23 protein-coding genes are annotated in these 23,500 nt (G+C 72.5%); 14 read left to right on the forward strand and 9 right to left on the reverse strand.

Annotation, left to right across the window (positions count from 1 at the left end):
• The first annotated feature begins 7 nt into the window (after positions 1–7).
• Complete coding sequence (locus tag JOD65_RS20060; RefSeq protein ID WP_191194858.1) at positions 8–3,400, forward strand: pyruvate carboxylase; 3,393 nt, start codon at positions 8–10, stop codon at positions 3,398–3,400.
• On the opposite strand, the gene JOD65_RS20065 is transcribed toward JOD65_RS20060, so the two are convergent.
• Positions 3,387–4,331: an SGNH/GDSL hydrolase family protein gene (locus tag JOD65_RS20065; protein WP_191194857.1), complete on the reverse strand. Its 945-nt coding sequence runs from the start codon at positions 4,329–4,331 to the stop codon at positions 3,387–3,389. The two genes, JOD65_RS20060 and JOD65_RS20065, sit on opposite strands and share 14 nt — an antisense overlap.
• Entirely contained in the window at positions 4,328–5,566 is a 1,239-nt protein-coding gene (locus JOD65_RS20070; RefSeq protein WP_191194856.1) for a SpoIID/LytB domain-containing protein, read from the reverse strand. The genes JOD65_RS20065 and JOD65_RS20070 overlap by 4 nt, the downstream gene beginning before the upstream one ends.
• Before the next feature lie 144 nt (positions 5,567–5,710).
• Here JOD65_RS20070 and JOD65_RS20075 point away from each other — a divergent pair, with 144 nt between their 5' ends.
• Positions 5,711–6,619 carry a DNA-formamidopyrimidine glycosylase family protein gene (locus tag JOD65_RS20075; RefSeq protein ID WP_191194855.1) on the forward strand — a complete coding sequence of 303 codons (909 nt, stop codon included), beginning with the start codon at positions 5,711–5,713 and terminating at the stop codon, positions 6,617–6,619.
• On the opposite strand, the gene JOD65_RS20080 is transcribed toward JOD65_RS20075, so the two are convergent.
• Both JOD65_RS20080 and lpdA read right to left on the reverse strand, forming a co-directional pair.
• Complete coding sequence (locus JOD65_RS20080; RefSeq protein ID WP_191194854.1) at positions 6,555–7,946, reverse strand: NAD(P)H-quinone dehydrogenase; 1,392 nt, start codon at positions 7,944–7,946, stop codon at positions 6,555–6,557. The genes JOD65_RS20075 and JOD65_RS20080 overlap by 65 nt on opposite strands.
• On the reverse strand, positions 7,946–9,349 hold the full coding sequence (gene lpdA, locus JOD65_RS20085) for a dihydrolipoyl dehydrogenase (protein ID WP_191194853.1): 1,404 nt from the start codon (positions 9,347–9,349) through the stop codon (positions 7,946–7,948). Before lpdA ends, JOD65_RS20080 begins: the two co-directional genes overlap by 1 nt.
• Before the next feature lie 67 nt (positions 9,350–9,416).
• On the opposite strand from lpdA, the gene JOD65_RS20090 reads away from it, so the two are divergent.
• Genes JOD65_RS20090 through JOD65_RS20110 form a run of 5 tightly spaced genes read left to right on the forward strand, consistent with a single transcriptional unit; the run spans position 9,417 to position 13,001 of the window.
• Positions 9,417–9,869 (forward strand): gamma-glutamylcyclotransferase family protein, encoded by a 453-nt coding sequence (locus JOD65_RS20090; protein ID WP_191194852.1) that lies wholly within the window; start codon positions 9,417–9,419, stop codon positions 9,867–9,869.
• A 47-nt stretch (positions 9,870–9,916) separates the two neighbouring features.
• Positions 9,917–10,729, forward strand: a complete 813-nt coding sequence (locus JOD65_RS20095) for a purine-nucleoside phosphorylase (RefSeq protein WP_191194851.1) — start codon at positions 9,917–9,919, stop codon at positions 10,727–10,729.
• 8 nt (positions 10,730–10,737) lie between these two features.
• Positions 10,738–11,547: an NAD-dependent epimerase/dehydratase family protein gene (locus JOD65_RS20100; protein WP_191194850.1), complete on the forward strand. Its 810-nt coding sequence runs from the start codon at positions 10,738–10,740 to the stop codon at positions 11,545–11,547.
• 33 nt (positions 11,548–11,580) lie between these two features.
• Positions 11,581–11,955 (forward strand): MerR family transcriptional regulator, encoded by a 375-nt coding sequence (locus JOD65_RS20105; RefSeq protein ID WP_191194849.1) that lies wholly within the window; start codon positions 11,581–11,583, stop codon positions 11,953–11,955.
• A gap of 56 nt (positions 11,956–12,011) precedes the next feature.
• Positions 12,012–13,001: an aldo/keto reductase gene (locus JOD65_RS20110; protein ID WP_191194848.1), complete on the forward strand. Its 990-nt coding sequence runs from the start codon at positions 12,012–12,014 to the stop codon at positions 12,999–13,001.
• A 20-nt stretch (positions 13,002–13,021) separates the two neighbouring features.
• On the opposite strand, the gene JOD65_RS20115 is transcribed toward JOD65_RS20110, so the two are convergent.
• Positions 13,022–14,341: a DUF2252 domain-containing protein gene (locus JOD65_RS20115; protein ID WP_191194847.1), complete on the reverse strand. Its 1,320-nt coding sequence runs from the start codon at positions 14,339–14,341 to the stop codon at positions 13,022–13,024.
• A gap of 39 nt (positions 14,342–14,380) precedes the next feature.
• Here JOD65_RS20115 and tpx point away from each other — a divergent pair, with 39 nt between their 5' ends.
• Entirely contained in the window at positions 14,381–14,878 is a 498-nt protein-coding gene (tpx, locus tag JOD65_RS20120; protein ID WP_191194846.1) for a thiol peroxidase, read from the forward strand.
• Positions 14,879–14,952: 74 nt separating this feature from the next.
• Here tpx and JOD65_RS20125 read toward each other — a convergent pair whose 3' ends face one another.
• Entirely contained in the window at positions 14,953–15,597 is a 645-nt protein-coding gene (locus JOD65_RS20125) for an MOSC domain-containing protein (protein WP_191194845.1), read from the reverse strand.
• A 143-nt stretch (positions 15,598–15,740) separates the two neighbouring features.
• Complete coding sequence (locus tag JOD65_RS20130) at positions 15,741–16,112, reverse strand: VOC family protein (protein ID WP_191194844.1); 372 nt, start codon at positions 16,110–16,112, stop codon at positions 15,741–15,743.
• A gap of 59 nt (positions 16,113–16,171) precedes the next feature.
• Between JOD65_RS20130 and JOD65_RS20135 the strand changes: the two genes are divergently transcribed.
• The 4 genes from JOD65_RS20135 to yidC are packed head-to-tail and all read left to right on the forward strand — an operon-like array spanning position 16,172 to position 20,166.
• Complete coding sequence (locus JOD65_RS20135; RefSeq protein WP_191194843.1) at positions 16,172–17,836, forward strand: phospho-sugar mutase; 1,665 nt, start codon at positions 16,172–16,174, stop codon at positions 17,834–17,836.
• Position 17,837: 1 nt separating this feature from the next.
• The gene (locus tag JOD65_RS20140) at positions 17,838–18,983 is read left to right on the forward strand and encodes a right-handed parallel beta-helix repeat-containing protein (protein ID WP_191194842.1); all 1,146 of its coding nucleotides are present in this window, start codon (positions 17,838–17,840) and stop codon (positions 18,981–18,983) included.
• A 20-nt stretch (positions 18,984–19,003) separates the two neighbouring features.
• A complete protein-coding gene (locus JOD65_RS20145) occupies positions 19,004–19,312 on the forward strand; it encodes a hypothetical protein (RefSeq protein ID WP_191194841.1) in 309 nt (102 codons plus the stop codon).
• A 56-nt stretch (positions 19,313–19,368) separates the two neighbouring features.
• Positions 19,369–20,166, forward strand: coding sequence for a membrane protein insertase YidC (yidC, locus tag JOD65_RS20150; protein WP_191194840.1), 798 nt, complete (start codon positions 19,369–19,371; stop codon positions 20,164–20,166).
• On the opposite strand, the gene JOD65_RS20155 is transcribed toward yidC, so the two are convergent.
• On the reverse strand, positions 20,156–21,097 hold the full coding sequence (locus JOD65_RS20155) for an NAD(P)-dependent alcohol dehydrogenase (protein ID WP_191194839.1): 942 nt from the start codon (positions 21,095–21,097) through the stop codon (positions 20,156–20,158). The two genes, yidC and JOD65_RS20155, sit on opposite strands and share 11 nt — an antisense overlap.
• Before the next feature lie 95 nt (positions 21,098–21,192).
• Between JOD65_RS20155 and JOD65_RS20160 the strand changes: the two genes are divergently transcribed.
• Positions 21,193–21,849 carry a TetR/AcrR family transcriptional regulator gene (locus tag JOD65_RS20160; RefSeq protein WP_191194838.1) on the forward strand — a complete coding sequence of 219 codons (657 nt, stop codon included), beginning with the start codon at positions 21,193–21,195 and terminating at the stop codon, positions 21,847–21,849.
• On the opposite strand, the gene JOD65_RS20165 is transcribed toward JOD65_RS20160, so the two are convergent.
• Entirely contained in the window at positions 21,833–22,441 is a 609-nt protein-coding gene (locus JOD65_RS20165; RefSeq protein ID WP_191194837.1) for a hypothetical protein, read from the reverse strand. The two genes, JOD65_RS20160 and JOD65_RS20165, sit on opposite strands and share 17 nt — an antisense overlap.
• Before the next feature lie 78 nt (positions 22,442–22,519).
• Here JOD65_RS20165 and deoC point away from each other — a divergent pair, with 78 nt between their 5' ends.
• Positions 22,520–23,497 carry a deoxyribose-phosphate aldolase gene (gene deoC, locus JOD65_RS20170; protein ID WP_191194836.1) on the forward strand — a complete coding sequence of 326 codons (978 nt, stop codon included), beginning with the start codon at positions 22,520–22,522 and terminating at the stop codon, positions 23,495–23,497.
• Positions 23,498–23,500: the final 3 nt, after the last annotated feature.

Below are 23,500 nucleotides of genomic sequence, written 5' to 3' on the forward strand. Positions count from 1 at the left end.
GCGCCCCATGTTCTCCAAGGTGCTCGTCGCCAACCGTGGCGAGATCGCAGTCCGGGCCTTCCGTGCGGCGCGCGAGATCGGTGCGCGCACGGTGGCCGTCTTCCCCCACGAGGACCGCGGGTCCGAGCACCGGATGAAGGCCGAGGAGGCCTACCAGATCGGCGAGGAGGGGCACCCCGTCCGCGCCTACCTCGACCCGCAGGCCATCGTCGACGTCGCGGTCCGCTGCGGCGCCGACGCGATCTACCCCGGCTACGGCTTCCTGTCGGAGAACCCCGCCCTCGCCGAGGCGTGCGCCGCTGCGGGCATCACCTTCATCGGTCCCAGCGCCGAGGTGCTCACCCTCACCGGCAACAAGGCGCGCGCGATCGCCGCGGCCAAGGCCGCCGGCGTACCCGTGCTCGAGTCCGTCCCACCGTCGACCGACGTCGACGAGCTCCTCGCCGCCGCCGAGCAGATCGAGGCGCCGCTCTTCGTCAAGGCCGTCGCCGGTGGCGGCGGGCGCGGCATGCGGCGCGTGGAGGACCGCGCCGACCTCCGCGACGCGATCGAGACCTGCATGCGCGAGGCCGAGGGTGCCTTCGGCGACCCGACCGTCTTCATCGAGCAGGCCGTCGTCGACCCGCGCCACATCGAGGTCCAGATCCTCTCCGACGGGACCGGGTCCGAGGACGGTGTCATCCACCTCTACGAGCGCGACTGCTCGGTCCAGCGCCGCCACCAGAAGGTCGTCGAGATCGCCCCGGCGCCCAACCTCGACCCCGAGATCCGCGACCGCATGTGCGCCGACGCGGTGCGCTTCGCCCGCGAGATCGGCTACAAGAACGCCGGCACCGTGGAGTTCCTCCTCGATCCCAGCGGCAGGTACGTCTTCATCGAGATGAACCCCCGCATCCAGGTCGAGCACACGGTGACCGAGGAGGTCACCGCGGTCGACCTCGTGCAGTCGCAGATGCTGATCGCCGCGGGCGCCACCCTCGCCGACCTCGACCTCACCCAGGACTCGGTGCAGCCGCGCGGCTTCGCGCTCCAGTGCCGGATCACCACCGAGGACCCCGCCAACGGCTTCCGGCCCGACACCGGGAAGATCACCACCTACCGCTCCCCCGGCGGCCCGGGCGTGCGCCTCGACGGCGGCACCACCTACTCAGGCGCAGAGATCAGCCCGCACTTCGACTCGATGCTGGCCAAGCTCACCTGTCGCGGCCGCACCTTCGAGGCCGCCGTCCAGAAGGCCCGTCGCGCGCTGCTGGAGTTCCGCATCCGCGGCGTCTCGACCAACGTCGGGTTCCTCCAGGCCGTGCTCGCCGACCCCGACTTCGCCGCCGGCGGCGTCACCACGTCCTTCATCGAGGACCACCCCGGCCTGCTCACCGCGCAGGTCGGGCGCGACCGCGCCACCAAGCTCCTGGCCTACCTTGCCGACGTCACCGTCAACCAGCCCCACGGCGCCGCTCCGGTGACGGTCACCCCGGCCAGCAAGCTCCCGCAGCTCGACCGGTCGCAGCCGGTGCCCGACGGCACCCGCCAGCTGCTGCGCGCGGTCGGGCCCGAGGAGTTCGCCCGCCGGCTGCGCGCGCAGGAGCAGGTCGCCGTCACCGACACCACCTTCCGCGACGCCCACCAGTCGCTGCTCGCCACGCGCGTGCGCACCCGCGACCTGCTCGGGGTCGCCGAACACGTCGCCCGGACCACCCCGCAGCTGTGGTCGGTCGAGTGCTGGGGCGGGGCGACGTACGACGTCGCGCTGCGCTTCCTGGCCGAGGACCCGTGGGAGCGGCTGGCGGCGCTGCGCGAGGCGATCCCCAACGTCGGCCTTCAGATGCTGCTCCGCGGCCGCAACACCGTCGGCTACACGCCCTACCCGACGCAGGTCACCGAGGCCTTCGTGCAGGAGGCCGCCGAGACCGGCATCGACGTGTTCCGCGTCTTCGACGCCCTCAACGACGTCTCGCAGATGCGCCCGGCCATCGACGCCGTCCGCGCGACCGGCACGTCGGTGGCCGAGGTCGCGCTCTGCTACACCGGCGACCTGTCCTCGCCCGACGAGCGGCTCTACACCCTCGACTACTACCTCCGGCTCGCCGAGCAGATCGTCGACGCGGGTGCCCACGTGCTCGCGATCAAGGACATGGCCGGCCTGCTGCGCGCCCCGGCCGCGCGCACCCTGGTGACGGCGCTGCGCGAGCGCTTCGACCTGCCAGTCCACCTGCACACCCACGACACCCCCGGCGGCCAGCTCGCCACGCTGCTCGCGGCGATCGACGCCGGGGTCGACGCGGTCGACGCCGCGTGCGCCTCGATGGCAGGCACGACGTCGCAGCCCGCCCTGTCGGCGCTGGTGTCGGCGACCGACCACTCCGACCGCGAGACCGGGCTCTCGCTCGCCGCGGTCAACGCCATGGAGCCCTACTGGGAGGCCGTGCGCCGGGTCTACGCGCCCTTCGAGTCGGGGCTGCCAGCCCCCACCGGGCGGGTCTACCGCCACGAGATCCCCGGCGGCCAGCTGTCCAACCTGCGCCAGCAGGCGATCGCGCTCGGCCTCGGTGAGAAGTTCGAGCAGGTCGAGGACATGTACGCCGCGGCCAACGACATCCTCGGCAACGTCGTGAAGGTGACGCCGTCGTCCAAGGTCGTCGGCGACCTCGCCCTCGCGCTCGTCGCGGCCGGCGCCGACCCGGCGGAGTTCGAGGCCGACCCGGCGTCGTACGACGTCCCGGACTCGGTGATCGGCTTCCTCAACGGCGAGCTGGGCGACCCGCCCGGCGGCTGGCCGGAGCCCTTCCGCACCAAGGCGCTCGCCGGCCGCACCTGGAAGCAGTCGACCGAGAGCCTCACCGAGGAGCAGCAGACCAGCTTGGCCACCGACCGTCGCGCGACCCTCAACGAGCTGCTGTTCCCGGGCCCGACGGCCGCGTTCCGCGAGTCGCGCGAGTCCTACGGCGACCTGTCGGCCGTGTCGACCATCGACTACCTCTACGGCCTGCGTCGCGGCGAGGAGCACCCCGTGCGGGTGCGCGAGGGCCGCGAGATGCTGTTCGGCCTCGAGGCGATCAGCGAGCCCGACGAGCGCGGTATCCGCAACGTGATGGCGACCGTCGACGGCCAGATGCGGCCGGTGCAGGTACGCGACCGCAGCATCGCAGCGAGCGTCGTCACGGCCGAGAAGGCCGACCCGACCAACAGCGGGCACGTCGCGGCGCCCTACGACGGGGCGGTGACGGTCACCGTCGCCGAGGGCGACAGCGTGGAGGCGGGACAGACGGTGGCGACGATCGAGGCGATGAAGATGGAGGCCTCCATCACCGCACCGGTCGCCGGGACCGTCAGCCGCCTCGCGGTGCCCGCCACGCAGGCCGTCGAGGGCGGCGACCTGGTACTGGTGATCAGCCCTCGTTGAGCACGACCACGTCGGGGTCGGGCTCGGCGTACTCCGTGATCTCCTCGGGGTCCGCCCCGGTCACCTGCCGGAACACCTCGGTGGCGACGGCTCGCATGCCGTTGATCTTCGGGTGGAACGGCGCCGCGATGCCTGCGCGGAACCGCGGGCCGTTGACCCACGCCCGGCCCTTGGCGCAGACGTCGTGGCCGTCAGAGACCGCCGCCATGTCGACGTACGACGCATCTGCCGCCCGGGCGCCGCGGCGGATCGAGGCGTTGAGCAGGTCGGCGACCTCGGTCACCGGGGCCAGCACCTCGGCAGGCACGCCGACGGCGCGACAGGTGCCCTCGGTGGGGAGGATGTCGGGATATCCGACGACCAGCACCTTGGCGTCGGGCGCGACCCTGGCGATGCGTCGTACGGCGTCCTTGACCCGGCCGGTGACCTTGCCGGTGTCGGCGCGCAGCTGCTCGACCGGGCAGGCGACCGCCGGTCCGCGCTGGCACTGGATGAGCGAGTCGTAGATGCCGAAGTCGTTGCCGCCGATGCCGAGGGTGACGAGGTCGGTCTCGGCCGACAGCGCGTCGACCTGCGGCCCGGTGGTGTTGCCGTCGAACATCACCATCGGCGCGTGGAGGTCCCTGGTCGTGGCGGCCGAGCAGGTCACGTCGGTGTAGCTGGCGACGTCGAGCCAGTCGGCCAGGAACGCCGGGTAGTTGTCCTTGGACCGCGCGCAGCCCTGGGGGTCGGTGCGCATCGTGCCGATGAACGGGCCGGCCGAGAACGAGTCGCCCATCGCGACGTAGTCGATCCGGGTCGTCACCTCGGTGTCGACGACGGGGTCGGGCAGGTCGACGTCGCCGTCGCCGGCCGCCTGGCCGGACTCGCAGGCGGACGCGGCGAGAGCGAGGGCGGCGACTGCTGCCGCCAGCCTGAGTCGTCGGGTCACTGGCGCGCGGGGCCCTTCTGTCGCGGGATGACGCTGAACGTGAACCAGTCGGAGTAGAGGCCGAGGTAGGAGCGGGCGTCGTCGCCGCTCAACGTGGCCCGGCCGCCGGTGAAGACGAACGCCATGTTCGTGACGCGACCGCCCCACTCGCCGTTGCCGTCGCGTGTGACGACCTCGATGCCGGTGAGGTCGCCCAGGTCGGGCCAGTGCTTCTCGACCTGCGTGTCGTCGATGGTGGTGGTCCACGTGGAGTAGGCCGGGTTGACGAGGCCGTCGTAGGGGTCGGACTGCGCCACGAGGTAGGGCATGGAGCCGGCCGAGGAGAAGCCGCCGTTGCTCGCGGAGAACTGCGTGAACGCCGGTCGCCCGTCGTAGTAGAGGCCTTGCCCGGCCGTGGCCTGGATGGCCGCGGTCGCCGACGGGTGCTCGACGTCCGCGCCGCCGTAGACCTGGCACTGCGTCGTGTCGCAGAGGTCGTAGTGGGAGGCGTTGGGGTGCGATCGTTCGAACGCCGCATAGGTGCGCGCCGCGACGGACTGGGCGCTGACCGCCGCCGGGGTCCACAGGGCGGGGACCTCCTGCGGCACGACGCCGCGCAGGTAGGCCTCCATGCCGACCTTGTTCACGGTCTCGCGCTTGCCGCCCAGGCGGGGGGCCACGGACTGCAGGGTGCCGCGGTAGTCACGACGGGCGCCGGGCAGCACGAGGGTCAGCCGGCCGTCGGCGGCGCTGAACTCCGCCTCGCCGCTGACCTTCTTCCAGGTGCGCCACGAGCCGCCCTTCGTCCACTGGACGGCGGTGTCGCGGCCGGCCGCGACCAGGCGCCACTTGCGCGCGTTGTTGGAGGGCACGCGCCAGGTGCGCGAGCGACCCACCCGGCCGACCTTGAGGCCGCGCTCGGCCGCGACCTGCACGTCCCGCCCGGTGTCGGCGGTGATGAGCACGCGCAGCTTGCCGCGGACTGCTCCCCACGTGGTGCCGGGGTAGTAGAACTCGTTGATCTGCTGCCAGGTCAGACCCTGCTGGGCCGCTCCCAGCGCGCCGTACTGCGACATGCCGTTGCCGTGACCGAAGCCGTGGCCGGTGATGGTGATCGCGCTGCTGCCGGGGACGGTCCAGGCCTCGACCTTCTGGCGCGGCTCGGCCGACGGCTCGGCGGCCGACGCCGGCAGGGCAGGAAGCAGCAGCGCACTCGCGGCGAGCACGACTGGCAGCAGGCGGGAACGGGTCAACATGTGGTCTCTCCCCCGAGAACGAACGACGAACCCCCGAGGTTACAGGCGGCCTGGGCGTTCGGGGCAGGGACCGTCAGATCAGCGAGAGCCACGGACCGCTGGTCCCGGGCCGGGTCCGTCGGACCCGTTTGTGACACTGGACGGGTGCCCGAGGGAGACAGCGTGTGGAAGCTCGCCCGCCGGCTGGACCGCCAGCTCGTGGGCCACACGGTCGACCGCTCCGACTTCCGCACCCCCGCGCTCGCCACGCGCGACCTGTCGGGCCGCGAGGTCATCGGGCACGACACCCACGGCAAGCACCTGCTGACCCGCCTGTCCGGCGCGGCGGGCTCGCCGCCGGCCACGCTCCACAGCCACCTCCGCATGGACGGCTCCTGGTCCACCCTGGCGCCGGGCAAGCGGTTGCCCGGCAAGCTGCAGCCCCACGTCCGGCTCGTGTGGTCCCTCGACGACGGGCGCACCGTCCACGGCATCCGGCTGCACGACCTCGCCCTCGTGCCGACCGACCGCGAGGCCGACCTGGTCGGCCACCTCGGCCCCGACCCGCTCCGCGACGACTGGGACGCCGAGGAGGCCGTCCGCCGCCTGCTCGCCGCGCCGACCACCCCGCTGGTGACCGCGCTGCTCGACCAGCGGTCGCTCGCCGGCCTGGGCAACCTCTGGGCCAACGAGCTCGCCTTCCTCAGCGGCGTGAGCCCGTGGACGCCGGTCGGCGAGGTCGACGTGCCCCACCTCGTCGAGCGCGCCGCCACGATGCTGCGCCACTCGGCGCACGTGCCGGGCGCCTACCAGGTGACCACCGGCTCACCGGTCAAGGGCGACGACCACTGGATCACGGGCCGCCAGCGGCAGGGCTGCCGCCGGTGCGGCGGCCCGGTGAGCGTGCAGGCCGAGGTGCCGGGGGACAGCGCCAACCGCCGCACGTGGTGGTGCCGGTCGTGCCAGCCCGGCCCGGGCCCGGAGGCCCGCGTCGGCGACGGACCCGGGATCAGACGTGGTGCAGGCGCCGGGCGGCCTCGGCCACCGACCCGCTCATCGACGGGTAGACGGTGAACGCGTGGGCGAGCTGGTCGGCGGTCAGCGACTCCGCGACCGCGACCGACACCGGGTGGATGAGCTCGGAGGCCCGCGGCCCGACGACCACTCCCCCGACCACGATGCCGGTGCCCGGGCGGCAGAAGAGCTTCACGAAGCCGTCGCGCACGCCCTGCATCTTGGCGCGGGCGTTGCCGGCCAGCGGCAGGGTGACGACCTCGGCCTCGATCTCGCCGGCGTCGACGGCCTGCTGCGACCAGCCGACGGTGGCGATCTCCGGGGAGGTGAAGACGTTGGACGACACCTTCTTGAGGTCCAGCGGCGCGACCGCGTCGCCCAGGAAGTGCCACATCGCGATCCGGCCCTGCATCGCCGCCACCGAGGCCAGCATCAGCACGCCCGTGCAGTCGCCGGCGGAGTAGATCCCGCGCGCCGTGGTGCGCGAGACGCGGTCGACGGTGATGAAGCCGCCGTCGTCCACGGCCACGCCCGCCTCCTCGAGGCCGAGGTCGGCGGTGTTGGGCACCGAACCGAGCGCAAGGATGCAGTGGCTGCCCGTCACCGTGCGGCCGTCGGTGAGGGTCACCGTCACCTCGTCGCCCTCGCGGGTCACCGACTGCATGCGGGAGCGGCTGAGCACCTTCATCCCGCGGCGGGTGGCCACGTCCTCCAGCACCGCCGACGCGTCGGCGTCCTCGCCGGGCAGCACCCGGTCGCGGCTGCTGACCAGCGTCACGTCGATGCCGAGCGACAGGTAGGCGCTGGCGAACTCCGCGCCGGTGACGCCCGAGCCCACCACGATCAGCTTCTCCGGCACCTCGGTGAGGTCGTAGACCTGCTCCCAGGTGAGGATCCGCTCGCCGTCGGGCTGGGCGCTCGGCAGCGTGCGGGGCGCCGCGCCGGTCGCGACGATGACCGCGTCGGCCTGCAGGGTCTCCTCGCCGTCGGCGGTCGTGGCGACGACGGTGAGGTCCGGGCCGAGGCGGCCGCGGCCGGTGACGACGCGTACGCCGTCGCGGTCGAGGCGGGCCGCGATGTCGGTCGACTGGTCGGCCGCGAGCTGCTTGACGCGGGCGTTGACCCGCGCCAGGTCGACGCTGATGGTCGTCGCCGCGTCGCCCTGGTGGTCGTGGAAGTTGACCCCGAGCTCCTGCGCCGTCGACATGTCGGTCATCAGCTCGGCGGTCGCGATGAGCGTCTTGCTCGGCACGCAGTCGGTGAGCACCGCCGAGCCGCCGACTCCGTCGGTGTCGACGACGGTGACCTGCGCGCCCAGCTGCGCGGCCACGTGGGCGGCCTCGTAGCCGCCCGGCCCGCCGCCGACGATGACGATGTGGTCGGTCATCAGAGGTTGATCATGTGACCGGCGATGCCGTGGACGGCCTCCTTGACGGCCTCACCGAGGGTCGGGTGGGCGAAGACGTTGCGGGCCACCTCGTCGGCGGTGAGGTCCCACTTCTGGGCCAGCGTCATGACCGGCAGCAGCTCGGTGACGTCGGGGCCGATCATGTGGGTGCCGATGATCTCGTTGTGCTCGGCGTCGGCGACGACCTTCACGAAGCCGACGGCCTCACCGAGGCCCATCGCCTTGCCGTTGGCGGTGAAGGGGAACGTCGCGGTCTTGACGTCGTAGCCCTTCTCCTTGGCCTGGGCCTCGCTGTAGCCGAACGAGCCGATCTGCGGCATGCAGTAGGTGGCGCGGGGCACGAAGTCGTACTCGACCGGCATCGTCTCGGCGCCGTTGATCGTCTCGGCGGCCACGATGCCCATCGCCTCGGCGACGTGGGCGAGCATCATCTTCCCGGTGCAGTCACCGATGGCGTAGACGTTGTCGACGTTGGTGCGCATGTAGTCGTCGATCTCGATCGCGCCGCGCTCGGAGACCGCGACGCCGATGTCCTCGAGGCCGAAGCCCGTGACCCGCGGGGCGAAGCCGAAGGCGGCGAGGAACTTGTCGGCCTCGATCACCTGCTCGTCGCCACCCGCGGCGGGGGCGATGGTGACCTTGACGCCCGAGCCGGTGTCCTCGACCTTCTTGACCGCCGTGGAGGTGAGCACCTTCACGCCGAGCTTCTTGTAGTGCTTGAGGAGCTCCTTGGAGATGTCGGCGTCCTCGGTGGGGACCATCCGGTCGAGGAACTCCACGATCGTGACGTCGACGCCGAAGTTGGCCATCACGTAGGCGAACTCGACGCCGATCGCCCCGGAGCCGCCGATGACGATCGAGCCCGGCAGCTGGTCGGTGAGGATCTGCTCCTCGTAGGTCACGACGTTGTCGCTCAGCTCGACACCGGGCACCAGGCGCACGGTGGCGCCGGTGGCGAGGATCAGGTTGTCGAAGGTGTAGCCGGTGGTCTGGCCGTCGTTGTCCTTGACGTCGATCCCGGTCGCGCTGGTCAGGGTGCCCCAGCCGTCGATCTCGGTGATCTTGTTCTTCTTCATCAGGAAGTGGACGCCCTTGACGATGCCGGCGCTGACGTCGCGGCTGCGCTTGTGGGTCGGGCCGAAGGACATCGTGGCGTCGCCCTCGATGCCGAACTTCGCCTTCTCGTGCTGGAGCGTGTGAGCTAACTCGGCGTTCTTGAGCAGGGCCTTCGACGGGATGCAGCCGACGTTGAGGCAGACACCTCCCCAGTACTTGGCCTCCACCACGGCCACCTTCTGGCCGAGCTGGGAGGCGCGGATCGCGGCGACGTAGCCACCGGGGCCGGCGCCGAGGACGAGGGTGTCGAAGTGGGTGTCGGTCACGCCCCCAGCCTAGTTGTCCGCCGTGAGGGGGAACCACCCGAGGTCGCGGCTCGATATCGTGTGGCCCGTGACGCTGTACGCCGCCTACGGGACGAACCTCGATCCCGCCCGCATGGGTGAGCGCTGCCCTCACTCGATCCTCCACTCCACCGGCTGGCTCACGGGCTGGCGGTTGACGTTCGGCGGCGAGGAGCACGGCTGGGACGGTGCCCTCTCGACGATCGTGCAGGACCCGTTCGAGCAGGTCTTCGTGGCGGTCTACGACGTCACGCCCGAGGACGAGCGCCTGCTCGACGGCTGGGAGGCCGCCGACACCGGCCTCTACCGCAAGACCAGGGTGCGGGTGCAGACGCTGACCGGCGCGCTCGTCGTGTGGGCCTACGTCCTCGACGCCTACGAGGGAGGCCTGCCCTCGGCGTCCTACCTCGGGGTCCTCGCCGACGCGGCTGACGCCGCGGGTGCGCCCGAGGACTACGTCGCGGCCCTGCGCCGCCGGGCCTGCCGGTCCACCGGGCTCTGAGCACCACACACCGGAGCACCGGCTGTCGTCGGTCTAGAGTTTCCGGCGTGACCCACGCAGCCTCCGTCCCCACGCCCTACGAGAGCGCCGCCGAGGCGGCCGCCCGGCTCGCCGAGCTGACCGGCGTCGAGCGCCACGACATCGCCCTGGTGCTGGGCTCGGGCTGGCTCCCGGCCGTGGACGCGCTCGGCGAGGCGACCGCCGAGATCGACACGACCGACCTCCCCGGCTTCAGCGCCGCCGCCGTCGCGGGCCACAGCGGCAAGATCCGTTCCATCAGGAGCGGCGACAAGAACCTCCTGGTGTTCCTCTCGCGCACCCACTTCTACGAGGGCAAGGGCGTCGCCGCCGTCGTGCACCCGGTGCGTACGGCGGCCGCGGCCGGCTGCTCGGCCATCGTCCTCACCAACGGGTGCGGCGGACTCAAGCAGGGCTGGCAGCCCGGCCAGCCGGTGCTGATCTCCGACCACATCAACCTCACCGGCACGAGCCCGATCGTCGGTGCGAACTTCGTGGACCTGACCGACCTCTACAGCCCGCGCCTGCGCGCGATGTGCAAGGAGGTCGACGACTCCCTCGACGAGGGCGTCTACGTGCAGTTCCCCGGCCCCCACTACGAGACGCCCGCCGAGGTCCGGATGGCCGGCATCATGGGCGGCCACCTCGTCGGCATGAGCACCACACTGGAGGCCATCGCCGCCCGCGAGGCCGGCATGGAGGTCCTCGGGATCAGCCTGGTCACCAACCTCGCCGCCGGCCTGAGCGGCGAGCCGCTCAACCACGAGGAGGTCCTCGTGGCGGGTCGCTCCGCGGCCAGTCGGATGGGCGGCCTGCTGAGCCAGGTCGTGACGAGGATCTGAGGCCGACGATGCGCGTCCTGGTCACCGGCGCCGCCGGCAGCATCGGCCGGGTGGTCACCACCGGCCTGGCCGCCTCCGGCCACGACGTGGTGGGCCTCGACCTGGTCCCGCCGCCCGACGGGACGCCCTTCACCTGGCACGAGGCCGACTGCGCCGACGGCGACGCCGTCGAGGCGGTCTTCGCCGCTCTGTCGACCGGGGGCAGGCTCGGCGCCGTCGTGCACCTCGCGGGCATCCCCGACGAGGCGTCGCTGCCCGACGAGCTCACCTCCCACGTCGTGACGACCGCTGCCCTCCTCGACGCGATGGTGGCCCACGACGTGCCGCGCATCGTCTACGCCTCCTCCAACCACGCCGTCGGCCGCACACCCCGCGCGGACGGCACGCTGACCGAGCAGGCCCTGCCCCGCGCCGACACCTACTACGGCGTCGCCAAGGTCGCGGCTGAGGCGCTCCTCCACCTCTTCGCGGACCGCCACGGCATCGACGCGGTCGCGTGCCGGATCGGCTCGTTCCTCGAGGAGCCGGCCAGCATCCGCGGCCTGTCGACGTGGCTCTCCCACGGTGACTGCGTCCGGATGGTCGAGGCGGCGCTGAGCACGCCCGCTCCCGGCTACGCCGTCCTCTACGGCATCAGCGCCAACACCCGCGCGTGGTGGGACCTCGAGCCGGGTCGCCGGCTGGGCTACGAGCCACAGGACGACGCCGAGACGTACGCCGACCGGGTCGAGGCCGGCCCGCACGACGACGGGGAGGCCGAGTTCGTCGGCGGCCCGTTCGCGACGGCTCAGTTCCATCGTCCCGCGCTGGGTGCTTGACTTCGAGCACGCTCCAAGTCCGACACTGGTCGGATGACCAGCCTGAGCATCGCCGAGGCGGCCGAGAAGACCGGGCTCACGGCCCACACGCTGCGCTACTACGAGCGTGACGGCCTGCTGCTGCACTCGGTCGACCGGGCCCCGTCCGGCCACCGTCGCTACACCGCCGAGGACCTGCGGTGGATCCAGATGGTGACCCGGCTGCGCGCCACCGGGATGCCCATCCGGGACGTACGCCGCTATGCCGCGCTGGTGCGGGACGGCGACGGCAACGAGGCCGAGCGCCTGGGCCTGCTGCTCGCGCACCGCGAGGTCGTGGAGCGCCAGCTCGCCGAGGTGACTGGCCACCTGCGGGCCATCGACCACAAGATCGCGCTCTACGAGAACAAGGTCGCGCCCACCGCCTGAACCCGACCCGCCGAGGGGTTGACTTGGAGCGCGCTCGAAGGCGAAGGGTGGCAGGCATGAGCATCCAGACACGACAGATCGGCTCCCTCACCGTCTCCGCCCTCGGCCTCGGCTGCATGGGGATGTCGGAGTTCTACGGCACCCCCGACGAGCAGGGCGGCACCGACACCATCCACCGCGCCCTCGACCTGGGCGTGACCTTCCTCGACACCGCCGACATGTACGGCCCCTTCACCAACGAGCTGCTCGTCGGCAAGGCGATCGCCGGCCGGCGCGACGAGGTCCAGCTCGCCACCAAGTTCGGCAACGAGCGGCTCCCGGACGGCACCATGGTCGGCATCAACGGCTCCCCCGACTACGTCCGTGCGGCCTGCGACGCCTCGCTCCAGCGGCTCGGCGTCGACCACATCGACCTCTACTACCAGCACCGTGTCGACAAGACGGTCCCGATCGAGGACACCGTCGGAGCGATGGCCGAGCTCGTGGAGGCCGGCAAGGTCCGCCACCTCGGGCTCTCCGAGGCCTCGGCAGCCACCGTCCGCCGGGCCCACGCCGTCCATCCGATCACCGCGCTCCAGACCGAGTACTCCCTCTTCACCCGTGACCTCGAGGACGAGATCCTCCCCGTCCTGCGCGAGCTCGGCATCGGTCTGGTGCCCTACTCCCCGCTCGGCCGTGGCCTGCTCACGGGCGCGATCAGCGCCACCGGCGGGGCCGACGGCGAGGCCGACCGCCGCCGGTCGGAGTACTTCCCGCGGTTCCAGGGCGAGGCGCTGGACGCCAACCTCGTGCTCGTCGACAAGGTCCGCGAGATCGCAGGGTCCAAGGGCTGCACGCCCGGACAGCTCGCGCTGGCGTGGGTGCTCGCGCAGGGCGAGGACGTCGCACCGATCCCGGGCACCAAGCGGGTGACGTACCTCGAGGAGAACGTCGGTGCCCTCGACGTCGAGCTCACCGCCGACGACCTCGCCGCCCTCGAGCAGGCCGTGCCGCGCGACGCCGTCCAGGGCGACCGCTACGGCAGCATGGCGTCGATCGATGCCTGAGCCCGGCGACCAAGCGGGGGTCAGGTCGCAGCGATCCCGACCTTGCCCTCGCGGAAGGCGTCGACGAACAGCGCGTGGTCCTCGCGCACGCGGACGGCGTACGCGATGCCCCAGTCGCACAGCCACTGGACGAACTCGTTGCGCCGTCCCTCCAGCGACTTGGCGATGGCCGCCTCGACGTCGAAGTCGACGAGGTCCTGCTGGCTGTCCTCGTCGGAGGCGCAGTGGATCTTCGCCGTGGCGCGGCCGAGCAGGTCGACCACCGAGCGCATGTCGTCGGGCTCGTTGATCTCGCTCCAGTCGAGGTCGACCTCGTAGGGCGAGATCTCCGAGACGACGTAGCCGACGTCGTCGACGCTCGTGTGCCCGAGCAGCGGGTCGGTGTGCACCTGAAGCGCGCGCTGGCTGACCGCGGTGCGGTGCCCCTCGTGCTCGAAGTAGGCGTCCACCTCGGCGGTGTCGACGAACCTGCTCAACGCCGGGACGTTGGCCTGCTTCATGCTCAGCACGACGTCGTTGTCGAGCGCCTGGCTGTAGCCCTCGACCAGCACGTTGTAGGCCGGAAGGCCGGCGCTGCCGATGCCGAACCCGGACTTGCCCACGACGTCGCGCAGCTCGTAGAAGAGTTTGCGGTCGAACCGCTTCGACTCGGGGATGGTGTCGAGGTAGGCGCGGAACGCCGCGACCACCTTGGCGCGCTCCTCGCGCTTAAGGCGGCGGGTGCTGGCGTCCTCGATGAAACGGCGGGTCCCCTTGGCCAGGTAGGTCATCTCGTCGAGGAGGTCGGCCCGGCGCATGGCCCGCGCGGCCACCAGCGCGGTCAGCACCGGCCCCTCGGCCTTGTCGAGCCGGATCTCGAAGTCGTCGTCGGTGTCGGAGGCCACGTAGTGGTTCACCTGGGACAGGTAGGACCTGGCGTAGCGGGCGATCAGCTTGCGGATCGCGTCCTCGGGCAGCGCCTTCTGCCAGCAGACGAGCGCGAGGCTCGCCGCGAACCTCTGGAGGTCCCACGTGAAGCGGCCGACATAGGCCTCGTCGAAGTCGTTGATGTCGAAGACCAGCCGGCCGTCGGAGTTGAGGTAGGTGCCGAAGTTCTCCACGTGCAGGTCACCGTGGATCCAGATGCGCTCGGCACCGTGGGCCGCCCACTCGTCGCGCTCGCCCGTCACGTCGTTGAAGAAGAGGCACGCGCTGCCGCGGTAGAACGCGTGCGGGTCCCGGGCCATCTTGCGGTACTTCGCGCGGAACGCCGCCGGGTCGGCCCGCATGAGTGGGGCGAACGCGTCGCGCAGCACCTCGATGATCACGTCGGTGCGGGCGTCGGTTCGCGCGGGGGCCATGCGGGCACTCTAGGACCGGCGGCCAGTAGGTTGGGGACCATGGCAACCACTCAACTCGGCCCCAACACCGTCAGCACCGTGGGCGAGCTCCCCACGGTCGGCTCGCAGGCTCCCGGCTTCGACCTGGTCGACTCCAAGTTCCAGGCCCTCACCGACGCCGACGTCTCCGGCAAGCGGGTCGTGCTCAACATCTTCCCGAGCATCGACACCGGCGTCTGCCAGGCGAGCGTCCGGAAGTTCAACGAGCTCGCGTCCGGCCTGGACAACACGGCCGTCGTCAACGTGTCGGTCGACCTGCCGCTCGCGCAGGCCCGCTTCTGCGGAGCCGAGGGCATCGACGACGTCCTCGTCGGGTCGGCGTTCCGGTCCTCCTTCGGCGAGGACTACGGCATCGCGATGGCCGACGGCGGATGGAAGGGAATGCTGGCCCGCGCGGTCGTCGTCCTCGACACCGACGGCACCGTGCTCCACACCCAGCTCACGGACGCGATCGGCGTCGAGCCCGACTACGACGCCGCGGTGGCCGCTCTCGGCTGACCGAGCGACACCCCGAGCGACACCCCGACCGGTGGCCGCGGACCCGATGGGTCCGCGGCCACCGTCGTCCCGCGCTACTGGCGCCGCGCGAGCCAGTCGTGCTCGACCTGCGGCAGCAGGCCCGAGGCCAGGAAGGTCGCGGCGAGGTCCTTGTCGCCCATGAGGGCGCGGAAGTACATCGGCAGGGTGAGCCCGTGCCCCGGCCGCTCGACGACCTCGACCGGGTCGCCCGCCCGGATCGCCCCGGGCTCGACCACGGCGAGGTGGGCGCCGGTCAGGCCGCGCTCGGCGAAGCGGCGTACCCACGCGCGCTCGGCCATGTGCTTGGCGAACGTCGCGCACGGGATGCGCGGCCCGCACACCTCGAGGAGGGTGCCGCCGACCTGCCACCGCTCCCCCACCTCGGCCGTGTCGACCTCGAGGCCCACCGTGGTGAGGTTCTCGCCGAACATGCCGTCGGGCAGGTCGCGGCCGAGGTGCTCGCCCCACCAGTCGAGCTCCTCGCGGGCGACGGCGTAGACCGCCTGGGTCGTCCCCCCGTGGTGCCGGCGGCTGATGATCGCGTCACCGACGACGCCGCTGCCGAGCCCGCCGCTCTTCGGCCCGGGGTCGCGCACCTCGATCACGTCCACCGGGCGCTTGTGGATCCCGCTGGGCCGCTTCAGCCCCGGGACCGGTCCGGCCGTGCCGGCATTGACGGAGCGGACGACGGCTGGCACGCCGACACGCTAGCCGCCGCTGTGGACCGGCGCGCGCGGACATCCGGGGTTCGGTCGACACCGACGCCGGGATCGCGGAGTCCGGAAGTCACCTGGTGACTCGGAGACTCCACGATCCTCCGCCCGGCCGACGCTCGTAGAGGTCAGTTGTCGCCGGTGTGGCAGACGGCCTCGATGTTGTTGCCCTCGGTGTCGCGGACGAAGGCGCCGTAGTAGGCCGGGTGGTACTCCGGCCACAGTCGCGGCTCGTGGAGCGACTCGGCTCCGGCGGCGACGGCCTCGGCGTGCCAGGCCCGGACCGTGGCGGCGTCGGGGGCTCGGAAGGCCACGTGGACCTCGCGGTTGGGACCGATGCCCTCGAAGGTGCTGATCCAGAAGTCCGGCTGCTCCGTGCCGTAGCCGATGGCCACCTCGAAGTCCATCAGGCGCCGGTGCCCCAGGACGCCCAGGACCCGGTCGTAGAACGCCGCCGCTCGTGGCAGGTCGGTGCAGTTGATGCCCAGGTGATCGATCATGACCCGATCGTGGCACCGCCCACCGACGGCGTCACGGCCTGTGGGGATAGCGTGCGTCCATGACCGTGCCGAACGACCAGACCGCCCTGCTCGAGGCGGCTCGCGCCTGGGCAGCTGAGGACCCCGACGAGCAGACCCGCGCCGAGCTGGAGGCGCTCGTCGCCGCCGCCGAGCGGGGCGCGGAGACCGACCTCGCCGACCGCTTCGCCGGCCCCCTCGAGTTCGGCACCGCGGGCCTGCGCGGCGCCCTCGGCGCCGGCCCCAACCGGATGAACCGGGTCGTGGTCACGCGCGCGGCGGCCGGCCTGGCGGCGTACCTCCGCGACACCGGCCACAAGGGCGGGTCCGTGGTGATCGGTTTCGACGCCCGCCACAACTCCGACGTCTTCGCCCGCGACACCGCGGAGGTCATGACCGGCGCCGGGTTCAAGGCCCTCGTGATGCCGCGGACGCTGCCCACGCCGCTGCTCGCGTTCGCGATCCGCGAGCTGGGCTGCGCGGCCGGCGTGATGGTCACCGCCAGCCACAACCCGCCGCAGGACAACGGCTACAAGGTCTACCTCGGCGACGGCAGCCAGATCGTCCCGCCCGCCGACAGCGAGATCGCCGCCCGGATCGCCGCCGTCGGCCCGCTCGCCGAGCTCCCGCGCGGCGACGCCGGCCGCCTCGTCGGCGAGGAGATCGTCGACCGCTACCTCGACACGGTCGCGGGCCTGGCCGAGGACGGCCCGCGCGACCTGCGCATCGTCTACACCCCGCTCCACGGCGTCGGCGGCACGACCGTCGCGCAGGTGCTGGAGACCGCCGGGTTCGACGCCCCACACGTCGTCGAGCAGCAGGAGCACCCCGACCCCGACTTCCCGACCGTCTCGTTCCCCAACCCGGAGGAGCCGGGCGCGATGGACCTGGCGATGGCGCTCGCCGCGGAGCACAAGGCCGACCTGGTGGTCGCCAACGACCCCGACGCCGACCGCTGCGCCGTCGCGGTGCCGGACGTCCACGGGTGGCGGATGCTGCGCGGCGACGAGGTGGGCGCCCTGCTGGCCCACCACCTGCTCGCCCGGGGGCGACAGGGCACCTACGCCAACTCCATCGTCTCCTCCAGCCTGCTCGGCAAGATGGCCGCCGCCGCCGGGCAGCCGCACGAGGAGACGCTCACCGGCTTCAAGTGGATCGGCCGCGTCGAGGGGCTCGCCTTCGGCTACGAGGAGGCCCTCGGCTACTGCTGCGACCCCGAGCACGTCAGGGACAAGGACGGCGTCTCGGCGCTGCTGCTCGTGTGCGAGCTCGCCGCGCAGGCCAAGGCCGAGGGGCGCGGCCTCCCCGACGTCCTCGACGACATCGCCGGTCAGCACGGCCTGCACGCCACCGACCAGCTGTCGGTGCGCTTCGACGACCTCGCCGCCATCCCGGCGACGATGGACCGGCTTCGCAGCAATCCGCCGACCACCCTCGGCGGACTGGCGGTCGAGCAGGTGGAGGACCTGTCCGAGGGCTCGGCCGCGCTGCCACCGACCGACGGCCTGCGCTACTCCCTCGCCGAGGGCGCTCGCGTGATCGTGCGTCCCAGCGGCACCGAGCCCAAGGTCAAGTGCTACCTCGAGGTCGTGATCCCGGTGCAGACGGGGTCCGACGGGGGTGGCGCGGATGCCGCCCGGATCTCCGCTGCGGGCCGGCTCGACGCGATCAAGGCCGACCTGCGGGGCGTGGCCTTCGGGGGCTGAGGTGCGCGCCGCGACACCGCTCGTCCTCGCCCTCGCCGCCGGCCTGCTCACCGCGGCGCCCGCCGCGACGTCGTACGCCGACGGGGGTCCGCGCACGTGGCGCGTCGGGCCCGACCGCGCCCTGTCGACCCCCAGCGCGGCCGCGGCGGTGGCACGCGACGGCGACACCGTGCTGATCGACCCGGGCACCTACTCCGGCGACGTCGCGACCTGGACCCAGGACGACCTCACCCTGCGTGGGGACGGCGGCCGGGCGCACCTGCGGGCAGACGGCAGCGACGCCCAGGGCAAGGCGATCTGGGTCATCGTCGGCGACCGGACGACCGTCGACCGGATCGAGCTGAGCGGTGCCGCGGTGCCCGACCGCAACGGCGCGGGCATCCGCCAGGAGGGCACCGACCTCACCGTCACGCGCAGCTGGTTCCACGACAACGAGAACGGCATCCTCACCGGCGCAGACCCGGACAGCGACGTGGTGATCCGCCGGTCGCGGTTCTTCCGCAACGGTGCCGGCGACGGCTACTCGCACAACCTCTACGTCGGCGCCGTGCGGTCGCTGACGGTGACCGGCAGCTGGCTGTGGGGCGCCGACACCGGCCACGAGCTCAAGTCCCGCGCCGCCCGCAACACGATCGTCGCCAACCGCATCAGCGACGGCGACGCCACCGCGAGCTACTCGATCGACCTGCCCAACGGCGGCCTGTCGCTCGTCGCCGGCAACGTCGTCGTCCAGGGCCCCCGGTCGGAGAACCCCGCTCTCGTCTCCTACGGCGCCGAGGGCCTGACCAACCCGAGCCGCACGCTCTGGGTGGTCAACAACACCTTCGTCAACCAGCGCCCGTCCGGCACGTACGTCGCCCTCGCCGACAGCAGCCGGGCCCACCTGCGCAACAACCTCCTGGTCGGACCCGGCGAGCTCTCCAGCGGCGCGGGCCCCGACGCGCGGGCCAACCGCCGCGTCGGGCCCGGCGGTTTCGTGGACCCCGCCCGCGAGGACTACCGGCTCACGGCGTCGTCGCGGGCCGTCGACCGCGGGGCCCGCGTGCCGTCGCGCTATCGGGCCCGGCGGCAGTACGTCCACCCGGCCCGCGACGAGAGCCGCCCGGGCGTCGGCCGCACCGACCTCGGCGCCTACGAGCTCCGCTGACCACCCGCTACCCTCGGTCCATGGTCCGGACCGCCGCCGACGTGGCAGCACGCGCGCGCCTCGCGCTCGTCCTGACCCTGCTCGGCGTCGCATCGCTCCTCGCGGCCGCCTCGCTGGACCCCAGCGCGACCGCCCAGACCGTCGTGGTGATGACCGCCCTCTCTGCAGCCACCACGCTCGCCGGCGTGCACTGCCTGCTGGCCGTTCCCGACGCCGGGATCCACTCGCTCCGGCCGCGCCGTCGCGCCGCCGACATCCCGCTCGTGCTCGCCGGACGGACCACCGACGTGGTCCACCCGGTGCGCCCGCGCGCTCCTGGACGCGTCTGACCCGTCGCCCCCGCGCGACGTCGTACAGACCCTTCCACCCGATCCAGGAGACCTCCATGTCACCGCTCGCCCCGCTCAAGCACGCCCTCGCCGCCGTCCTGGCCACGACCCATGACGCCCTCGCCGCCCTCGGCGTCTCCGCCGACTCCGCCGTCACCTGGGTGCTCGGCATCGCCTCGCTCGTCGTCCTCGTGCGGCTCCTGCTGCTGCCGTTCGTCATCCACGGCGTCCGCCAGGCCCACGCCGGGGCGCGCGCCCGCCCCCACCTGAAGGGGATCACCGAGCGCTACCGCGGCCGCACGGACGCCGAGAGCCTGCGCGCCCACATGGACGAGCGCCGAGCCGTGTCGGCGGAGCACGGGGTGAGCCGGCTCGGCTGCCTGCCGGTGCTGGTGCAGCTGCCGGTGTGGCTCGCGCTCTACCACCTCGTCTCGGACGTGGCCCACGGCACGGCCGTCGGCGCGATGGGACCGGGGCTGGTGTCGTCGTTCGGTGCCGCCTCGCTCGTCGGCGTCTCGCTCGCCGGCCACGGCTACCTCGGCTCCGGTGGCCTCCACCTCGCCGTCGTGGCGGGGCTCGCGCTGACCGCGGCCGCGTTGTCGTACGTCACCCAGCGGTTCGTGGTCGCGCCCAACACGTCCGTCGAGGGCATGCCGGAGGCGATGGTCGCGGCGCAGCGCATCATGCCCGTGATGTCGGCCGGCGGGATGCTGCTCGCAGGAGGCGTGGTGCCGGTGGCCCTGCTCGTCTACTGGGTGTGCAGCTCGACGTGGACGCTGGGCCAGTCGGCGGCGATCGCGCGCTGGTGGCCCACCCCCGGGACAGCGGCGGCCGCGCGCCACGTCATGGCGTGACGACGAGGTTGCCGACCTTGCGGCCGGAGTCGACGATGCGGTGCGCCTCGACGATCTCGTCGAGCGACATCGTCCGCGCGACCACCGGCCGCAGGTCCCCCGCCGCGAGCCGCTCGAGCAGCCACGCGAAGTGGGCGGGGTCCTCCGGGGATCCTCCGGCGCGGACGTTCCCGCGGGCGAGGACGGTGTCGACGAGCCCCGCGACGGCGAGCACCAGCACACCTGACGGCGCGAGCAGGCGGCGGCCCGAGCGCCGGTCGAGGTTGCCGACCGCGTCGAGCACGACGTCGTACGTCGTCGCCAGGGCGTGGACCGACGTCCGGTTGTGGTCGACCACCTCGTCCGCCCCGAGCGAGCGCACGAGCTCGGCGTTGCGCTCGCTGCAGACCGCGGTCACGTGCGCGCCGGCCAGGTGCGCGACCTGCACGGCCGCCGTCCCGACCGCGCCGGACGCGCCGTTGACCAGGACGCGCCGGCCGGGCGCCACCACGTCGTCGAGGAAGTGGCGCGCCGTGCTGCCGCCGAAGAGGACGGCGGCGGCGTCCTCGTGCGAGACACCGGCAGGCACCGACGTGAGCCGATCGGCGCGCACGGCCGCGAGCTCGGCATGCGCGCCCATCGCCATCCCGGTCATCCCCGCCACCTGGTCGCCGATCGTCAGACCGGTGACGCCGGAGCCCAGCGACTCGACCGTCCCCGAGTAGACGACGCCGAGCACCGCTCGGCGCGGGCCGCGCCACCCGAGGGCCAACCGGCCCGGCAGCGCGAAGCCGCGCGGGAAGCGGCACCCGCGGATCCGGGCGTCCCCCGAGTTGACGGTCGTCGCCCTCACGCGCACGACGATCTGGCCCTTCCCGGCGACCGGGTCGGGCAGGTCACGCACCGAGACGACCTCCGGCGGTCCGTACCGCTCCACCACTGCTGCCTTCACGACCACTCCTCGAGCCCATGGAGACTTACACCTGTAAGCCTGGTGTCTGACACCGTAGCCTTACGCCTGTAAGCCACCCAAGCCCAGGAGTCCTCATGTCCAGACCACCGCTCTCCCCCGACCGCGTCGTCGACGCCGCGAGCCGGGTCGCCGACGCGTCCGGCCTCGCCGGGGTGAGCATGCGCAGCGTGGGCCGCGAGCTCGGGGTCGAGGCGATGTCGCTCTACCACCACGTCGCCGGGAAGGAGGCGCTCCTCGACGGCCTCGCGGACTGGGTCTTCGCCCGCATCACTCTGCCACGCTCGGGCACGGGGTGGCGCGCGGAGATGGAGGAGCGGGCCCGCTCGGCGCGGGCCGTGCTCGCCGCCCACCCGTGGGGGCTCGGGCTCCTCGAGTCGCGGCGCTCCCCCGGTCCGGCCACCCTCGGCCACCACGACGCGGTGCTCGGCTGCCTGCGTTCGGCGGGCTTCTCCGTCGCGCTCGCCGCGCACGCATTCTCGGTGCTCGACGCCTACACCTACGGGTTCGTCCTCACCGAGGTGAACCTGCCCTTCGAGCCCGGCGAGTCGGCCGACGACTTCGTCGCCGACCTCGGCGCGGTGCTCGCCGACCACCCGCACCTCGCGGAGATGGTGGCCGAGCAGGTCGTGGGACAGGACTACGCCTACGGCGACGAGTTCGACTACGGGCTCGCGCTGGTGCTCGACGGCCTCGAGCAGCGCGTGCCGGAGGAGATCAGAGGAAGAAGCTGACCACCAGCAGCGCGGCGGCCAGCGCGATCAGCGCGAGGGGCACCAGCGCCGGCTCACGTCGTACGGCATCGGGCAGCGCGCGCTGCTCCTCCGAGCCGGCGGTGACCCCGGCGCGGTCGCGGGCCGCGTCGACGAGCTCGCGGAGCCGGTGCTCGGCCCAGTCGACGTAGCGCATCCCCTCGTGCGGGCCGTCCTCGGACGACGGGGCGCGGCGAGACGTCATCGCCTTGCGCCACGTGCGGCCCAGCACCGTGCTGACCAGCCGCCGGTCGCCGGCGCGGACCGCGAGCACCTGGCGCACGGCCAGCTCCTCGACCGCGGCCAGCCGGATGTGGACCGTCTCGGCGAGGTTGCGCATCACCAGGTGCTCCTCGGTGGCCCACAACGCCGGGCGCAGCATCGCGGCCCACGACAGGACGCCGACCAGCAGGGCGACGCCGCCGACCCACGCGGGGAAGCCGTCGTCCAGGTAGACCACCATGGCGACCACGACCGCGGCGCCCAGCAGCACGGCCGCCCAGCCGGAGAACCGTCCACTGGTGGGTTGGAACCGCTCCACGACGGCCTCGCCGTCGTCCTGCAGGCGTGCCATGGTCTCCTCGCTGTTTTGGGCAGACATTGGCCCCCTGCGGATTGCCGGGGGCGTCCGAGCCAACTCTATGCTGGGTCGGTGACACCCACTGCCAGCTCCACGGCGAGCACGACCTCCTCGCACGCGGTCTTCGACGACATCGTGCGCTCGGACTCCTCGCTCCGCCGATTCCTCCACGGCCTCCCCGGCGTCGACCAGGTCGGGTGCGAGGCCCGCGCCGCTGGTCTGGCCACGAGGTCGATCAAGACCACGTCGAAGGCGTACGCCATCGACCTGGCCATCCGGATGGTCGACCTGACCACGCTCGAGGGCCAGGACACCCACGGCAAGGTCCGTGCGCTCGCGTCCAAGGCGATGCGCCCCGACCCGGCCGACCCGACCTGCCCGGCCACCGCTGCCGTGTGCGTCTACCCCGACATGGTGGCCATCGCCAAGCAGACGCTCGGCGACAGCGGCGTCAACGTCGCGGCGGTCGCCACGGCGTTCCCGAGCGGTCGCGCCGCGATGGACATCAAGCTCGCCGACACCCGCGACGCGGTCGAGGCCGGCGCCGACGAGATCGACATGGTCATCGACCGTGGTGCGTTCCTCTCCGGGCGCTACCTGGACGTCTTCGAGGAGATCGCGCAGGTCAAGGAGGCCTGTGGCGACGCACACCTCAAGGTGATCTTCGAGACCGGCGAGCTGCAGACCTACGACAACGTCCGCCGGGCCAGCTGGCTCGCGATGATGGCCGGTGGCCACTTCATCAAGACCTCCACGGGCAAGGTCCAGCCCGCCGCGACCCTCCCGGTCACCCTGATCATGCTCGAGGCGGTCCGTGACTTCCGCGAGCAGACCGGGCAGATGATCGGCGTCAAGCCCGCCGGTGGCATCAAGACCACCAAGGACGCCATCAAGTACCTCGTGATGGTCAACGAGATCTGCGGCGACGACTGGCTCGACCCCGACTGGTTCCGCTTCGGCGCCTCCACGCTGCTCAACGACCTGCTCATGCAGCGCACCAAGATGACGACCGGCCGCTACTCCGGTCCCGACTACTTCACGCTGGACTGATAA

It is taken from the genome of Nocardioides cavernae (genome assembly GCF_016907475.1).
Taxonomy (GTDB): Bacteria; Actinomycetota; Actinomycetes; order Propionibacteriales; family Nocardioidaceae; genus Nocardioides; species Nocardioides cavernae.

What these genes read in the sequence shown, in the direction of transcription:
- JOD65_RS20060 (WP_191194858.1), top strand. Translation starts at nt 8, where the DNA reads ATGTTCTCCAAGGTGCTCGTCGCCAACCGTGGCGAGATCGCAGTCCGG.
- JOD65_RS20070 (WP_191194856.1), bottom strand. Translation starts at nt 5,566, where the DNA reads ATGTTGACCCGTTCCCGCCTGCTGCCAGTCGTGCTCGCCGCGAGTGCG.
- JOD65_RS20080 (WP_191194854.1), bottom strand. Translation starts at nt 7,946, where the DNA reads ATGACCGACCACATCGTCATCGTCGGCGGCGGGCCGGGCGGCTACGAG.
- JOD65_RS20100 (WP_191194850.1), top strand. Translation starts at nt 10,738, where the DNA reads ATGCGCGTCCTGGTCACCGGCGCCGCCGGCAGCATCGGCCGGGTGGTC.
- JOD65_RS20105 (WP_191194849.1), top strand. Translation starts at nt 11,581, where the DNA reads ATGACCAGCCTGAGCATCGCCGAGGCGGCCGAGAAGACCGGGCTCACG.
- JOD65_RS20110 (WP_191194848.1), top strand. Translation starts at nt 12,012, where the DNA reads ATGAGCATCCAGACACGACAGATCGGCTCCCTCACCGTCTCCGCCCTC.
- JOD65_RS20115 (WP_191194847.1), bottom strand. Translation starts at nt 14,341, where the DNA reads ATGGCCCCCGCGCGAACCGACGCCCGCACCGACGTGATCATCGAGGTG.
- tpx (WP_191194846.1), top strand. Translation starts at nt 14,381, where the DNA reads ATGGCAACCACTCAACTCGGCCCCAACACCGTCAGCACCGTGGGCGAG.
- JOD65_RS20130 (WP_191194844.1), bottom strand. Translation starts at nt 16,112, where the DNA reads ATGATCGATCACCTGGGCATCAACTGCACCGACCTGCCACGAGCGGCG.
- JOD65_RS20135 (WP_191194843.1), top strand. Translation starts at nt 16,172, where the DNA reads ATGACCGTGCCGAACGACCAGACCGCCCTGCTCGAGGCGGCTCGCGCC.
- JOD65_RS20145 (WP_191194841.1), top strand. Translation starts at nt 19,004, where the DNA reads ATGGTCCGGACCGCCGCCGACGTGGCAGCACGCGCGCGCCTCGCGCTC.
- yidC (WP_191194840.1), top strand. Translation starts at nt 19,369, where the DNA reads ATGTCACCGCTCGCCCCGCTCAAGCACGCCCTCGCCGCCGTCCTGGCC.
- JOD65_RS20160 (WP_191194838.1), top strand. Translation starts at nt 21,193, where the DNA reads ATGTCCAGACCACCGCTCTCCCCCGACCGCGTCGTCGACGCCGCGAGC.
- JOD65_RS20165 (WP_191194837.1), bottom strand. Translation starts at nt 22,441, where the DNA reads ATGGCACGCCTGCAGGACGACGGCGAGGCCGTCGTGGAGCGGTTCCAA.